Origin of the sequence: Mycobacterium sp. SP-6446, assembly GCF_001954045.1 — a bacterium.
GTDB lineage: Bacteria > Actinomycetota > Actinomycetes > Mycobacteriales > Mycobacteriaceae > Mycobacterium.
On sequence record NZ_MBEM01000262.1, the window covers coordinates 41,416 to 54,846 of the forward strand.

Here is a 13,431-nt window from a genome sequence, read left to right on the forward strand (position 1 = left end):
AGCGGAGTCTAACCTAACGATGGGTGACCTAAGTCATGCCGATGAGCCCAGCCATACCTTGCTGAGCGCAGCCATACCTTGCTGGAAGATTCGAAATCGGCGTGGCAAAGTGCTGCTACAAGCCCGAAACGGCGTGCTTCAGCCCAGCCCGCCGTCCGCGCTCAGACATGACGGCCTTCATACCCCTAAGGAGCGATCGTGCAAGGTGATCCGGACGTTTTGCGCCTGCTCAACGAGCAATTGACAAGCGAGCTCACCGCAATCAACCAATACTTCCTGCATTCCAAGATGCAGGACAACTGGGGCTTCACCGAGCTCGCCGAGCACACCCGCGCCGAGTCCTTCGACGAAATGCGCCACGCCGAGGCGATCACCGACCGCATTTTGCTGCTCGACGGGTTGCCGAACTATCAACGCCTGTTCTCGCTACGCATCGGCCAAACGCTGCGCGAGCAGTTCGAGGCCGACTTGGCCATCGAATACGAGGTGATGGACCGGCTCAAGCCCGGCATCATCATGTGCCGCGAAAAACAGGACAGCACCAGCGCCAACCTCCTCGAGGAGATCGTGGCGGACGAGGAAAAACACATCGACTACCTGGAGACGCAGCTGGAGTTGATGGAGAAGCTGGGCGAGGAGCTGTACTCGGCGCAATGCGTCTCGCGGCCCCCGAGCTGACGCTCTGATTGCCGCTAACTGACCCTGGGCATCCGTAAGCATCGGACGCCGACGGGAAGGCAGGCATGACGAGGACGACACCATCAGCGATCCCGGCCAGCCCGGCTGCCGAGCACGCACCCGGCGACGTCGCGGTCGATCCGCAGCGACGGAATTTCATCTTCGTGGCGGTCTTGCTCGGCATGTTGATGGCCGCGCTGGATCAGACGATCGTGGCGACCGCGCTGCCGACCATCGTCGCCAATCTCGGTGGGGCGGGCCATCAGTCGTGGGTTGTCACCAGCTACCTGCTCGCGTCGACCATCATGACCGCCCTGGTCGGCAAGTTCGGTGACCTGTTCGGCCGAAAGCGGGTGTTCCAGGCGGCCGTCGTGTTCTTCGTCGCCGGGTCGGTGCTCTGTGGGCTTTCGAGTTCGATGGGCATGCTGGTCGCGTCGCGCGCGCTGCAGGGCATCGGCGGCGGCGGGCTCATGGTGACCGCCATGGCGTTGATCGGCGAGGTCATTCCGCTGCGGGATCGCGGCCGCTACCAGGGAGCGATGGGCGCGGTGTTCGGCGTCACCACGGTGATCGGGCCGTTGCTCGGCGGGTACTTCACCGATCACTTGACGTGGCGCTGGGCGTTCTGGATCAACGTCCCGATTTCGGTCGTGGTTTTCTTCGTGGCCGCGGCGGCCATCCCGGCGCTGTCCGAGCGCACCAAACCGGTAATCGACTACACCGGGATCCTGTTGGTCGGCCTGGGCGCCTCGGGGCTGACGCTGGCCACCAGCTGGGGCGGCACCACCTATCCGTGGGGCTCGGCGACGATCGTCGGGTTGTTCGCGGGTTCGGCTGTGACCCTGGGAATCTTCGTCTGGGTGGAAAGCCGTGTCGCCGCGCCGATTCTGCCGACCCGGCTGTTCGGCAGCCCGGTATTCACGGTGTGCTGCGTGCTGTCCTTCGTGGTCGGGTTCGCGATGTTGGGCGCGCTGACGTTCCTGCCGACCTACATGCAGTTCGTCGACGGCGTCTCGGCGACCACGTCGGGCCTGCGCACGCTGCCGATGGTGGTGGGCATGCTGACCACCTCGATGGGCAGCGGCGCCCTGGTCGGCCGCACGGGCAGATACAAGGTCTTCCCGGTCGCGGGCACCGCCGTGATGGCCGTGGCGTTTTTCCTGATGTCGCGGATGGACCCGTCGACATCGACCCTGCTGCAATCGGTGTTCCTGGTCATCCTGGGCGCGGGGATCGGGATGTGCATGCAGACGCTGGTCCTCATCGTCCAGAACACCTCGAGCTTCGACGACCTCGGCGTCGCCACCTCCGGGGTGACCTTCTTCCGCACGATCGGCAGTTCGTTCGGCGCGGCCATCTTCGGCTCGCTGTTCAACAACTTCCTGCACAGCCGGATCGGGCCGGCGCTGGCCGCCAGCCACGCGCCCGCCGCCGCCGCCGCTTCGCCGGCGGCCCTGCACCGCCTGCCGCATACCGTGGCTGCCCCGATTGTGGCCGCCTATGCCGACTCGCTCACCCTGGTGTTCCTCTGGGCGGTGCCGGTCGCGCTGGTCGGGTTTGTGCTGGCGCTGTTTTTGCGCGAAGTGCCGTTGCGGGGGATCGGCAATAACCGCGGCGACATCGGCGAGGCGTTCGCCATGCCCACGAGCCAATCACCCGACGAGATGCTGGAGACCGCGATCGGCCGGCTGCTGCGGGGCGCCCCCGGCATGCGGCTGCGCAGCATCGCCATGCGGCCCGACTGCCGGCTCGACGTCGCCGGGTTGTGGGGCGTCCTGCGGATCTACCGCTATCAGCAGATGTATGGGGCGGCCCGGCTCACCGATATCGGCGACACGCTGCGGATACCTTTCGAAGTACTAGAGCCCACCTTCCGCCGCCTGGTCGGCGCCGGTTTCGTGCAGGGCGACGGGGACCAAATGTGGTTGACGCAATCCGGCGTCCAGCAGGTCGATTACGTGTACTCGCTGCTGGTGGCCTGGATCCTCGACAAGCTGGCCCGTTCACCGAGTTTCGAGGGCCGGCCGGACCGCCGCCAGGTGGAGGCCGCCATGCAACGCATCGCGCATCGGGTTCTGGCACAACGCGAGTGGCACGACGAACAGCCGACGATCGCCCTACCGCAAACGGGCTAGGGCGTACCATCACGCCATGAGCCGAATCGGAACCTTCGCGGACGACGACGTCTACAGCTGGGCCACGAAATCGCCTGACCTTGGCGGCGCGATCGCCAACTTCAGCCAGGCGGTCTACACGAAGAACCGGTTGCCGATGCGCACCCGCGAGCTGGCCCGGACGGTGATCGCACATGACAACGAGTGCACCGTGTGCATGAATACCCGCGATGCCGACGGGCCCGCGGCAGGCGTCGACGAAGAGCTCTACGAGCACGCGCTGGAATGGCGCACCTGGCCCGGCTACAGCGAACAGGAGCGCCTGGCCGCCGAGTTCGCCCACCGCTTTGGCACCGAGCACACCAAGCTGCGTGACGACGAAGACTTCTGGAGCCGCTGCAACGAGCACTTCTCCGAGGAGCTGCTCGCCGACCTCGCGATGTCCTGCGCCCTGTGGGTCGGCATGGGCCGGATGCTGCGCACCCTGGATATCGGCCAGGCCTGCAAGCTGACCTTGCCCAGCCGCGCCTGACCAGCACGCGACGTTTCGGGCTGCCATGACAGCCACACCGCTCGCCGCCGCGGCGATCGCCCAGCTCGAGGGCGAAGGCGTCGACACCGTCATCGGCACCGTGGTGAACCCGGCCGGGCTCACCCAGGCCAAAACGGTGCCGATCCGGCGGACCAACACGTTCGCCGACCCCGGCCTGGGTGCCAGTCCCACGTGGCACGCGTTCGCCATCGACCAGACCGGCATCGCTTTCACCGACGACGTCGGCGTGGTGGGCGATCAGCGTCTGCGCATCGACCTGTCGGCGCTGCGCATCATCGGCGACGGGTTGGCGTGGGCGCCGGCCGCGTTCTTCGAACAGGACGGCACACCGGTCCCCGGATGCAGCCGCGGAACGCTGACGCGAATCGAGGCCGCACTTGCCGACGCGGGCATCGAGGCGGCCATCGGTCACGAAATCGAATTCCTCCTAGTGGAGCCCGACGGTGCGCGGCTCCCGTCGGTGTTGTGGGCGCAGTACGGCCTCGCCGGCGTGCTCGAACACGAGGCCTTCGTCCGTGATGTCATCGCTACCGCCAGCACCGCCGGCGTCGGGATCGAGCAGTTCCACCCCGAATCGGGGGCGAACCAATTCGAGATTTCGTTGTCCCCGCTACCGCCGGTGGCCGCGGCCGATCAGCTGGTGGTGGCCCGGATCATCATCGGCCGGGCCGCCCGGCGCCATGGGCTGCGCATCAGCCTGTCGCCGGCCCCGTTTGCCGGCAGCGTCGGATCCGGTGCACACCAGCACTTCTCGCTGAGCACTCCCGACGGACCGCTGTTCTCCGACGGAACCGGCGCCGCCGGCATGACAGCGGCTGGGGAGAGCGCGGTGGCCGGGGTGATTCGCGGGCTGCCGGAGGCGCAGGGGGTGCTATGCGGTTCGATCGTGTCCGGCCTTCGGATGAGGCCCGGTAACTGGGCCGGCGCCCATGTGTGCTGGGGCACCGAGAACCGCGAGGCCGCAGTGCGATTCGTCAAGGGCGGCCCGGGCAGCGCGCACGGCGGCAATGTCGAGGTGAAAATCGTCGACCCCTCGGCGAATCCGTACCTGGCGTCGGCGGCGATTCTCGGGCTGGCCCTCGATGGGATTCGGCGCGACACGCCACTACCGCCGGAAGCGACGATAGATCCGGCAAAACTGTCCGCCTCGGAGCGCAAGCGCATCGGCGTGCTGCGACTTGCGGAGAATCAGGTGGAAGCGATTGCCGCACTGGATAATTCCGAGCTGATGCGCGGCATCCTGGGCGATGCCGCCGTCGACATGGTCATCGCGGTCCGCCGCCTGGAGCATGAGCGGTACGGCACCCTGGACGACGAGCGGCTGGCGGACAAGTTTCGGATGGCCTGGAGCCTGTGAGCGTGCCGGACCCTTCGGACCTGGCGCAGCGCATCGGCCAAGTGCCGTTGATCGATCAGCACGTCCACGGGTGTTGGTTGGCGCCGGGGGACCGGGCACGCTTCGAGAATGCGCTCAACGAGGCCAACACCGACGCGCTGACGCACCCGGGCTTCGACTCGCAACTCGGCTTCGCCGTCCGTGCCCACTGCGCCCCGATCCTGGAGTTGCCCAAACACGCCGAACCCCAGGCCTATTGGGAGCGGCGCGGCCAGTTCACCGAGGACGAGCTGGCCCGGCTGTTCCTGCCGGCCGCCGGAGTGAGCGACTGGCTGGTGGACACCGGGATCGGCGCCGACGTCGCGGATGTCGAGAAGCTGAGCGCGCTGTCCGGCGACCGCGCTCACGAGATCGTTCGGCTCGAGCAAGTGGCCGAGCAGGCCGCGCAAGCACCCGGCGACTACGCCTCGGCGTTCGAGGAGATCCTGCAGCGGCGAATGACCACGGCCGTCGGCACCAAGTCCATCCTGGCCTACCGGGGCGGGTTCGACGGCGACCTGAGCGAGCCTTCGCCGGCGGAGGTGGCCGAGGCCGCCGGGCGGTGGCGAGATGGCGGCGGCGTCCGGCTGCAAGACCGCGTCCTGCTGCGCTTCGGGTTACATCAGGCGCTGCGGGTCGGCAAGCCGCTGCAATTCCATGTCGGTTTCGGCGACCGGGACTGCGACCTGCATAAGGCCAATCCGCTGTATCTGCTCGACTTCCTCCGGCAGGCCGGCGACACCCCGATCGTGTTGCTGCACTGCTACCCCTACGAGCGCGAGGCCGGCTACCTCGCCCAGGCGTTCAACAACGTCTACCTGGACGGCGGGCTGAGCGTGAACCACCTGGGCGCACGGTCGCCGGCGTTCATCGGGCGAACCCTGGAGATGGCGCCATTCCGCAGAATTCTGTATTCCTCGGATGGGTTTGGCCCCGCGGAATTGCACTTTCTCGGTGCAGCCTTGTGGCGCAAGGGCATTCATCGCGTGCTGAGCGAATTCGTCGCAGACGGGGACTGGAGCGAGGCCGACGCGATCCGGGTGGTCGACTTGATCGCCCGGGAGAACGCCGCCCGCATCTACCGCGTTTGACCCCCGGTGACACCGGGGTACCCCTGCGGATATGCCGTCCGTGGGGGATGTCTTGCAGTGGGCCCGCGATCAAGTGGTATCGCGGGTGCCCAAAGCCGACCTCGACCAGCGCGATCCCGACTACATCCGCGACCAGCTTCCCGGCACCTGGCTGCTGGCGTCGCTGTACTTCCGGGCCGACGTGCGGGGCCTGGACCGCATTCCGCCGGAGGGCCCGGTGCTGCTGGTCGGCAACCACAGTGGCGGCAACGTGCCCCCTGACACGTTCGTCTTCACGCTCGCGTTCTGCTCGTACTTCGGGGTCGAACGACCCTTCTACCAGCTGGCCCACAACCTCGTCGTCTCCGCACCGCCACTGGGCTGGTTGCGCAAGTTCGGCACCGTCGCCGCAAACCACGAGAACGCCCGGTTGGCGCTGGAGTCCGGGGCGGCGCTGCTGGTCTATCCCGGCGGCGACTACGAGGTGTTCCGGCCGTCGTGGGAGCGCCACACGGTCGACTTCGGCGGGCGCATGGGTTACGTGCGGCTGGCCCGCGAGGCGGGCGTGCCGATCGTTCCCGTCGCCAGCGTCGGCGGCCAGGAGAGCGCGCTGTTCCTCGATAGGGGACAGTGGCTTGCCAAGCTCTTGATGACGGATAAGTTGTTGCGGCTCAAGAGCATTCCGATATCGCTAGCGCTGCCGTGGGGTCTGAACATCAGCGACCTGGCCGGCCACATCCCGCTGCCCACCAAGATCGCGATCGAGGTGCAGGAACCGATCGAGGTCGACGGCGACGACCAGGCGGTGCACGACAAGGTGACGGCCAGCCTGCAGGGCGGCGTCGATCGGCTGGCCGCCAAACGCCGATTTCCGGTGATCGGCTGATGCGCGTCGAACGCCGATGCGTGATCAACGCGGACCGCGACGCGGTCTGGAAGATCGTCAGCGACCCGGACTGCTACCCGTCGTTCATGACGAGCCTCGAACGCTGGGAGACGGCCGGTGAGCAGCGCAGCGGGGTGGGCGCGCGCTACACCGTGCACTGGAAGATCGGCTCGGTTCCCGTCGGCGGCCTGATCGAGGTTGTCGAATTCGACGACCGTCGAGACTTGGCCTGGGTCGGCATCACCGGGGTAAACCTGCGTGGCCGAATCCGGTTGCGTGACTGCGGGGACGGCAAAACCAGGGTGACGTTCCGGCTTTCGTATCAGGCACCCGGCGGCATCTTGGGCTACATCGCCGACCGGATCGCGGTACGTCAGGTCGGTCGCAACCTGTCCGCCACGCTGAAATGCCTCAAGGGCCTCGTCGAGGGTTAGCTGTCTTTGGGGGCGTACTGCGGGCAATACTCCTTGATGCTCACGCCCACGAAGTAGCCGGAATGGTAGGCGGGCATGCTGCTGCTGTTCAGCACGTCGGCCGCCACCTGGTTGGGCGTCATGCCCTGGTCGAGTTTCTGGCAGACCATGTGACCGGCCTCGATCGCGTGGCTGGCCGATACGTGGTCGGTGATGCCCTCGGACTTGAGCGCTTTGAGGAATTTGTCGTCGTTGGTATCGGCATGCGCGGTCGACACCGCCGCGAACGGGCCCAGCAGCGCGACCATCGCAGCCACGAACAAGCGGATAGCCATGGATTCACCCCCATTGTCGCCGCAGGCATCGCTGGCAGCATTCGCTGGCAGTGGCTGCGGCCGAACCTCTTTCGAAAGCCGCTATCCCCTTAACGACTCCCGACGACTGATAACCCCTATCGCCGCCGGCCACACCCGCGATCGACAGAGTTCACGCGGTATGCACTAACCGGTAACCGCTCAGACGAGGCCGGTCGCGTCGAACACCCAGCTGGTGTCTCCGGCAAGGCCCTCGAAGTGGTTGGGCGGCGCGAAGCTGACCAGGCTGTTCATGTCCCAATAGTCTTTCCAGACAGTGATTTTCCCGTCGATGACTTTGTGCACCGTGACGAACCTCAACACGCCCTGCTCGCCGGTCGCGAAAGTCCAAGTCTCCGAATGCTCGTACATGACATCGGGACCGTTGGAGACCAGCAGACCGTCGTGGTTCTCGTAGCCCGCGAGCGGCTCCAGCCCCATTTTCAGCCGTTTCACGATGTTGTCGGGACCCCGTGCCGCCAGCGCGGGGACCGGCATGTCCGCGTAGAGGCAGTCGTCTGCCAGGAACGTCTTCACCGCGTCCCAATCGCGCCGCGAAAGTGCCTGCCAAAGCCCGCTTACGACGTCCTCGACCGCGATCATAGAAGCCTCTGTCATAGCGGCAAATAAACTCGGTCGCCGGGCGGATGTCAACCCAATGACGTCGTTGCCCACCCGGCGCACCGGACGCGCTTACGTGTCGACCCGCGCCATCGACCGCGCTGGGCCCAGGATCACCGGCAGCGTCGACCATCCCCGCAGCACGCGCGTGTCACGCCTGCTGCCGGCGCCCGCCGCGCGCACGCCGGGAAAGCGGTCGAAAAACGTTCGCAGGCCCACTTCGCCCTCGGCGCGGGCAAGGGCGGCGCCCAGGCAAAAGTGCCGGCCCCCGGAGAACGCGAGATGTTTGCCGGCATTGGGCCGTTCGATGTCGAAGCGGTGTGGATCGGGGAATACCGACGGGTCCCGGTTGGCCGCGGCGAGGTAGACAACCGTCAATTCCCCACGCTCGACCCACTGGCCCGCCACCTCGACATCGTTGCGGGCCACTCGCGCGGTGAGCTGCACCGGCGATTCCAGCCGCAGGATCTCTTCAACGGCGTTGGGCCACAACTCCGGATGCTGCCGCAGCGCCTCGAGGTGCTGGGGTGTGTCCAGCAACATGCGAATCCCGTTGCCCAACAGGTTCACCGTGGTTTCGAACCCGGCGGCCAGCACCAGCCCGGCGATCGCCTGAAGCTCAGTCTCATCCAGATATGTTTCGGCAGAGCCGCTTTCGGCAGTTTGGATCAACTGGCTCATCAAATTGTCGCCCGGGGATCGCCGCAATTGCCGCAGATGCTCCGCGAGCCAGGCGTTGAATCCGGCGATTCCCTGCTGCACGGTCCGGTACTGCCGCCACGGCAATGCGATGTCCAGGCTAGGCGCGGCCAACTCACCGAATTCCAGGATGCGCCCCCGGTCCCGCTCGGGTACGCCCAGGATGTCGCTGATGATCGCGACCGGAAGCCGCGAGCAATACCGTCCAACAATGTCCACGACACCGGGCTCTTCGGCCAACTCGTCCAGGAGATCGGCCGCGGTCTGCTCGACGCGATCCCGCAATGCGCTGACGGCCCGCGGGGTGAACACGGCCGACACCGTCTTGCGATAGCGCGTGTGGTCCGGCGGCTCGACGGCGAGCAACGACGGCGCACGCAACGGATGCAGAAGGTCGTCGCGGGCGTGCCGCTCCAGCCATCGCATCGGCGCCGGCAGATTCGACCCGAATATCAGCACGCGGAAGTCGTCGGATCGCAGCAATTCATGGGCGACCGCGTGGTCGGCAGTGATGAGGCTCGCCCGGCACTTCACCAGCGGGCCGTGCGCGCGTACTTCGTCGTAGAACGACACCGGGTCGGCGGCCACCTTCGGATCGATGATCAGCCTGCCCTGCAAATCTCCTCGCCGGGCCCCGATCGTCGCGAGAGTCCTGATCAACCCGTGCATCGCAAGCCAGTGCAATCTCCGCTTCATGGCTTCAGCACTCGGCGCTGATCTTGAAGTCCGTCGTGACGACCTTGTTGGGATTGCGGCTGTTGATCCCGTAGGCGCTGCCGGAGATGGTGTACGCCCTGCCCGCGAGTTCGACGTGCGCGCTTCCGACGCCGCCCTGCCAGAAGCTGCCGGTGAACCCGTCGATATTGCGGATCTTCACCCACTGGGGGACCACGCGGTAGCCGCTGAGCAGCACCACCGCTTCCACCTGGCCGTCGCGGTCGGGGATCTCGATGGTCCGGTAGGACTGCAGTTGGCTGCACGCGGGAGGTCGGGCGCTGTGCGTGGTCCCGTCGATGGTCAGGCGGGCGGACCGCAGTGGCGTCGTCTGCGCCTGCGCGCACCCGGCGACGCTGGCGACAACGGCCAGACCGATCGCGATCACCCGTTTCTGCACGGATTCACTCCTTCACTGGGGTCTTTTCCCCTGGGGTTTTCGGCATCAGCGCGGGTAGAGATTTGACGATGCGCCCTCGCACGAGCTCCGGGCTGAGGCCCTTGAACAGGTCGATCAAGCGAATGCCCTTGGGCACATACCAATGCAGCCGCCTCGGGTGGTGGTAAGCCTGCCACGCGGCCTCCGCGACACTGGTCGCCGGCATCAGCCGGAACAAGCCCTTTTTTGGCGAGGTGGCGCGGAGTTCCTCGCCGGACATCGTCGACCCGCCGTCGGCGGAGTGGTTGGTCGTCGTGGTCAGGATCGCGGTATCGATCAGACCGGGAAGGACGTCGGCGACGCGCACCCCGTGTCGCTGCCACTCGACGCTGAGCGCCTCGGTCAGGCCCTTGACCGCATGCTTGGTCGACGAGTACACGGCGATGCGCGGCATCCCGTAGGTGCCTGCCGACGACGACGTCGAGAACATCAGGCTGCCCGGAGCCCGCTTGAGGTAGGGCAGCGCGCCGTAGGCCCCGGTCAGCACCGCTTTGTAGTTGACCTCCACCACGCGCATGGCGGCGTCGTACGGCACGTCCTCGAACCAGCCCGATTCACCGATGCCGGCGTTGTTCCACATCATGTCGAGTCCGCCGCCGGTATTCCCCGCGCAGAAGTCGGCCAGTGCGCCGTCGAGTGCGTCCTTGTCCGTCACGTCGACGACCCGGGTCCACAGCCGCTCGGCGCCCAGCTCCCGGCTCAAGCCCGCCAGACCGTCGCCGTTGCGGTCCACCGCGGCCACTCGCCATCCATTGGCGTGGAAGAGCTTTGCGCCCTCGCGGCCCATGCCGCTGCCCGCGCCGGTGATGAAGATGGATTTCACCCAGGCCGCCTCTAGCCCGCCTCGACCACATCTTTGATGCGGTTCAGCGTTTTGGTCATGTCGCGGATGTTGCGGCGCTTACGCAGAAAGCCGCCCAGCAACCAATACACACCGAGCCACGGCGCCGGGTTGAGGCGAAACGATTCGGTGACGTCCGTGCCACCGCCGGAAGGCGCCAATCGGTAGTGCCAATTGTTCACCGGGCGGTCGCCGAGCATGACCGCGAAGCCGAACTCACGGCCGGGTTCGCACGCGGTCACCTTGCAGGTCGTCCAGTACACCGGGCCTATCTCGTTGCGCCGGACGTGGCCGCGGAATTTGGCCCCCAGCGTCGGGCCGGCGGCATCGCCGAGCCACTCTGCCTCAATGACTTCCGGGGAGAACCGCCCGGTGTTGCGGACGTCCGCGATCAGCTCCCAGATCTTGTCCGCGGGCGCCGCCATATGTACTGTCGCCGAACCTTCCATGGCCTGATCCAAACACAGCTTTGTGCGCGGTCATAGACCATGGGCGGTCATCGACCATCAGTGCGGGATGCTCGCCTGAATGATCCCGTTGATGATTTGTTTGATGCCCTGTGCGGGGTGCGAATACAGCCCGATCGGAAGGCCCGAAGCGGCGCCGCACTTCGGCCATGCCTCGACCCCCTGGTCGGCAAAGACCCGGTTTGCCACCGCGATCTGTTCCTCCCTGGATGCGGCCGCGGGGTTACCGACGCCGCCGTATCTGGTCCAGGTGGCTGGTTTGAACTGCAGCCCACCGTATTCGCCGTTGCCAGTGTTGGCCTGCCAGTTCCCGCCGGATTCGCACTGCGCCACCGCATCCCAGTTGGGGGTGACGGGGGTGGCGTTGGCTTCGACGGTTGAAGTAGTCAGCGACGCTGCAACGAACCCGCCGGCCATCAGGGACTTGACGAGAGGCTTGCAGAGTTTACTCATGTCAAACAATTCGGCAGCTGTGTCCGAAGCGTTACCAATTCGAAAATTGGCCGAGATAGGCCGTCTATCAGCCGAAATTGGTTCTCACCAGCGGAAAGACAGCTTTAGAGATTCGTAAGAAATGACTAAATCAGCCCTGGCAATACGAGCTCGTCGCCAACGAGAGCGCCTGCCGGTCGACGCCGTCGAGCTGGCGTGCCCAGATGACGCCGCCGCTGGCAGCGTCGAGCTGCGGGGCGCATGCCGGCGAATGCAGCAGGCCCCAGTTGGCCGCGATCTGGGTCAGCATCGTCTGGTTGAGGGCGTCGATCGCGCTGCGCAACGTGGGCAGGTCGGGCGGATCGGCCGGCACGCTGGCCGGGTCGAGCTTCCACGCCGCGAACCGGCTGTATTCGATCGCCTCGGTCGCGTGGATCTGGTCGCGGAAGACCTGGGTGACGTAGGCCGGGTCGACGTGCCGGGCGGTGGCCTCGGCGCCCACCTTGGCGAGTTCTCGTTCCACGCGGTCTGGGTCCTCGATGGCGCCGTGCGTGCGCCACTTGACGGCGGCCACCGGCTCGGCGAGCTGCAACCGCTGCGCGGCCGCGTCGACCAACTCGGTCAGTCCGCTGTCGGCGCGCGCCTGCGGCGCCAGGGCGGCGACCAGAACCGCCGGCGCCGCGATCACGACCCTTAACGCGCTACTGCGCCTGACGATGGCGTCAAGCGCAGTAGCGATGGTCGGACTACGACGGGCTATCCGCCGCCTCCGGGGGTGGCACCCAAGCTGCTCTGCAGGTCACCCTTCATGGCGTTGAGCTGCGCTCCCCAGTACTCCCAGCTGTGGGTTCCGTACGCGGGGAAGTTGAACACGGCGTTGTGGCCACCCGCGGCGTTGTAGGCGTCCTGGAACTTCTTGTTGACGCCGATCATGAAGTTGCTCTCCAGGAACGTCGCCGGCAGGTTGGCACCGCCCAGCTCGTTTGGAGTTCCGTTGCCGCAGTACACCCAGAGCCGGGTGTTGTGCTCGACGAGCAGGTTGACGTTGACCAACGGGTCGTTGCGTTGCCACGCCGGGTCGTTGTCCGGCCCCCACATGTCTTCCTTCTTGTAGCCGCCGGCGTCGCCCATTGCCAAACCGATCCAGCCCTGCCCGGTGGACGGGCTGAGGTAGCCGGACAGCGAGCCGGCGTAGACGAACTGGCCCGGGTGGTAATTGGCCAGGTTCATCGCCGACGCACCGGCCATCGAGATGCCCACCGCGGCACTGCCGTTCGGCTTGACGCCCTTCTGCGAAGACAGATACCCCGGCAGCTCGCTGGTCAGGAACGTCTCCCACTTATAGGTCGAGCAGCCGGCCTTTCCGCACGCCGGGCGGTACCAGTCGGTGTAGAAGCTGGACTGCCCACCGACCGGCATGACGATGGACAGGCCCGACTTGTAGTACCACTCGAACGCGGGCGTGTTGATGTCCCAGCCGTTGTAGTCGTCCTGAGCGCGCAGGCCGTCGAGCAGGTACACCGCCGGCGAGCCGCTTCCGCCGCTCTGGAATTGGACCTTGATGTCGCGGCCCATCGCCCCGGACGGAACTTGCAGGTACTCGACCGGCAGGCCCGGGCGCGAAAACGCGCCAGCGGTCGCCGTCCCCCCCGCAAGACTGATCAGGCCCGGCAGTGTGACGGCCGCTGCTGCACCGACCAATAGCCGCCGTCTCCAGGCCCGAATCTTTTCGCTCACGTCTGTCATACCTGCCCCTTAGTAGTGTGTTCGTCGGGT

General features: G+C 66.4%; 16 protein-coding genes. 7 read left to right on the forward strand and 9 right to left on the reverse strand.

Going from position 1 to position 13,431, the window contains the following annotated elements; genetic code table 11:
• Positions 1–198 precede the first annotated feature (198 nt).
• The 7 genes from bfr (at position 199) to A5736_RS23715 (ending at position 7,110) form a co-directional block, all read left to right on the forward strand.
• Positions 199–678, forward strand: a complete 480-nt coding sequence (gene bfr, locus A5736_RS23685; RefSeq protein WP_076058007.1) for a bacterioferritin — start codon at positions 199–201, stop codon at positions 676–678.
• A 65-nt stretch (positions 679–743) separates the two neighbouring features.
• Positions 744–2,813 carry an MDR family MFS transporter gene (locus tag A5736_RS23690; protein WP_076248986.1) on the forward strand — a complete coding sequence of 690 codons (2,070 nt, stop codon included), beginning with the start codon at positions 744–746 and terminating at the stop codon, positions 2,811–2,813.
• Between the two features lie 16 nt (positions 2,814–2,829).
• The gene (locus tag A5736_RS23695) at positions 2,830–3,324 is read left to right on the forward strand and encodes a carboxymuconolactone decarboxylase family protein (protein ID WP_076123265.1); all 495 of its coding nucleotides are present in this window, start codon (positions 2,830–2,832) and stop codon (positions 3,322–3,324) included.
• A gap of 25 nt (positions 3,325–3,349) precedes the next feature.
• On the forward strand, positions 3,350–4,702 hold the full coding sequence (locus A5736_RS23700) for a glutamine synthetase family protein (RefSeq protein WP_076248988.1): 1,353 nt from the start codon (positions 3,350–3,352) through the stop codon (positions 4,700–4,702).
• 2 nt (positions 4,703–4,704) lie between these two features.
• Entirely contained in the window at positions 4,705–5,811 is a 1,107-nt protein-coding gene (locus A5736_RS23705; protein ID WP_076248990.1) for an amidohydrolase family protein, read from the forward strand.
• A 31-nt stretch (positions 5,812–5,842) separates the two neighbouring features.
• Positions 5,843–6,676, forward strand: coding sequence for a lysophospholipid acyltransferase family protein (locus A5736_RS23710; RefSeq protein WP_076248991.1), 834 nt, complete (start codon positions 5,843–5,845; stop codon positions 6,674–6,676).
• Entirely contained in the window at positions 6,676–7,110 is a 435-nt protein-coding gene (locus A5736_RS23715; protein ID WP_076123274.1) for an SRPBCC family protein, read from the forward strand. Before A5736_RS23710 ends, A5736_RS23715 begins: the two co-directional genes overlap by 1 nt.
• Here A5736_RS23715 and A5736_RS23720 read toward each other — a convergent pair.
• The 9 genes from A5736_RS23720 to A5736_RS23760 all read right to left on the reverse strand — a co-directional run bounded on the left by A5736_RS23720 (position 7,107) and on the right by A5736_RS23760 (position 13,401).
• Complete coding sequence (locus tag A5736_RS23720) at positions 7,107–7,424, reverse strand: DUF732 domain-containing protein (RefSeq protein WP_076248993.1); 318 nt, start codon at positions 7,422–7,424, stop codon at positions 7,107–7,109. The two genes, A5736_RS23715 and A5736_RS23720, sit on opposite strands and share 4 nt — an antisense overlap.
• A 180-nt stretch (positions 7,425–7,604) precedes the next feature.
• Entirely contained in the window at positions 7,605–8,045 is a 441-nt protein-coding gene (locus A5736_RS23725) for a nuclear transport factor 2 family protein (protein ID WP_076123279.1), read from the reverse strand.
• Positions 8,046–8,135: 90 nt separating this feature from the next.
• On the reverse strand, positions 8,136–9,458 hold the full coding sequence (locus tag A5736_RS23730; RefSeq protein WP_076248995.1) for a cytochrome P450: 1,323 nt from the start codon (positions 9,456–9,458) through the stop codon (positions 8,136–8,138).
• Between the two features lie 4 nt (positions 9,459–9,462).
• Positions 9,463–9,876, reverse strand: a complete 414-nt coding sequence (locus A5736_RS23735) for a lipoprotein LpqH (protein WP_076248997.1) — start codon at positions 9,874–9,876, stop codon at positions 9,463–9,465.
• Between the two features lie 4 nt (positions 9,877–9,880).
• Positions 9,881–10,738, reverse strand: a complete 858-nt coding sequence (locus A5736_RS23740; RefSeq protein WP_076248998.1) for an SDR family oxidoreductase — start codon at positions 10,736–10,738, stop codon at positions 9,881–9,883.
• A gap of 11 nt (positions 10,739–10,749) precedes the next feature.
• The gene (locus A5736_RS23745; protein WP_175611372.1) at positions 10,750–11,223 is read right to left on the reverse strand and encodes an SRPBCC family protein; all 474 of its coding nucleotides are present in this window, start codon (positions 11,221–11,223) and stop codon (positions 10,750–10,752) included.
• 39 nt (positions 11,224–11,262) lie between these two features.
• Complete coding sequence (gene rpfC, locus A5736_RS23750; protein WP_076057987.1) at positions 11,263–11,676, reverse strand: resuscitation-promoting factor RpfC; 414 nt, start codon at positions 11,674–11,676, stop codon at positions 11,263–11,265.
• Between the two features lie 130 nt (positions 11,677–11,806).
• Entirely contained in the window at positions 11,807–12,343 is a 537-nt protein-coding gene (locus tag A5736_RS23755) for a chorismate mutase (RefSeq protein ID WP_076123287.1), read from the reverse strand.
• Between the two features lie 68 nt (positions 12,344–12,411).
• The gene (locus tag A5736_RS23760) at positions 12,412–13,401 is read right to left on the reverse strand and encodes an esterase family protein (protein ID WP_076123289.1); all 990 of its coding nucleotides are present in this window, start codon (positions 13,399–13,401) and stop codon (positions 12,412–12,414) included.
• Positions 13,402–13,431: the final 30 nt, after the last annotated feature.

Excerpts from the sequence above, each read along its gene's own strand:
- A5736_RS23760 (WP_076123289.1), bottom strand. The coding sequence starts at position 13,401 with ATGACAGACGTGAGCGAAAAGATTCGGGCCTGGAGACGGCGGCTATTG.
- A5736_RS23700 (WP_076248988.1), top strand. The coding sequence starts at position 3,350 with ATGACAGCCACACCGCTCGCCGCCGCGGCGATCGCCCAGCTCGAGGGC.
- A5736_RS23725 (WP_076123279.1), bottom strand. The coding sequence starts at position 8,045 with ATGATCGCGGTCGAGGACGTCGTAAGCGGGCTTTGGCAGGCACTTTCG.
- A5736_RS23715 (WP_076123274.1), top strand. The coding sequence starts at position 6,676 with ATGCGCGTCGAACGCCGATGCGTGATCAACGCGGACCGCGACGCGGTC.
- A5736_RS23730 (WP_076248995.1), bottom strand. The coding sequence starts at position 9,458 with ATGAAGCGGAGATTGCACTGGCTTGCGATGCACGGGTTGATCAGGACT.
- A5736_RS23710 (WP_076248991.1), top strand. The coding sequence starts at position 5,843 with ATGCCGTCCGTGGGGGATGTCTTGCAGTGGGCCCGCGATCAAGTGGTA.
- A5736_RS23720 (WP_076248993.1), bottom strand. The coding sequence starts at position 7,424 with ATGGCTATCCGCTTGTTCGTGGCTGCGATGGTCGCGCTGCTGGGCCCG.
- A5736_RS23690 (WP_076248986.1), top strand. The coding sequence starts at position 744 with ATGACGAGGACGACACCATCAGCGATCCCGGCCAGCCCGGCTGCCGAG.
- A5736_RS23695 (WP_076123265.1), top strand. The coding sequence starts at position 2,830 with ATGAGCCGAATCGGAACCTTCGCGGACGACGACGTCTACAGCTGGGCC.
- rpfC (WP_076057987.1), bottom strand. The coding sequence starts at position 11,676 with ATGAGTAAACTCTGCAAGCCTCTCGTCAAGTCCCTGATGGCCGGCGGG.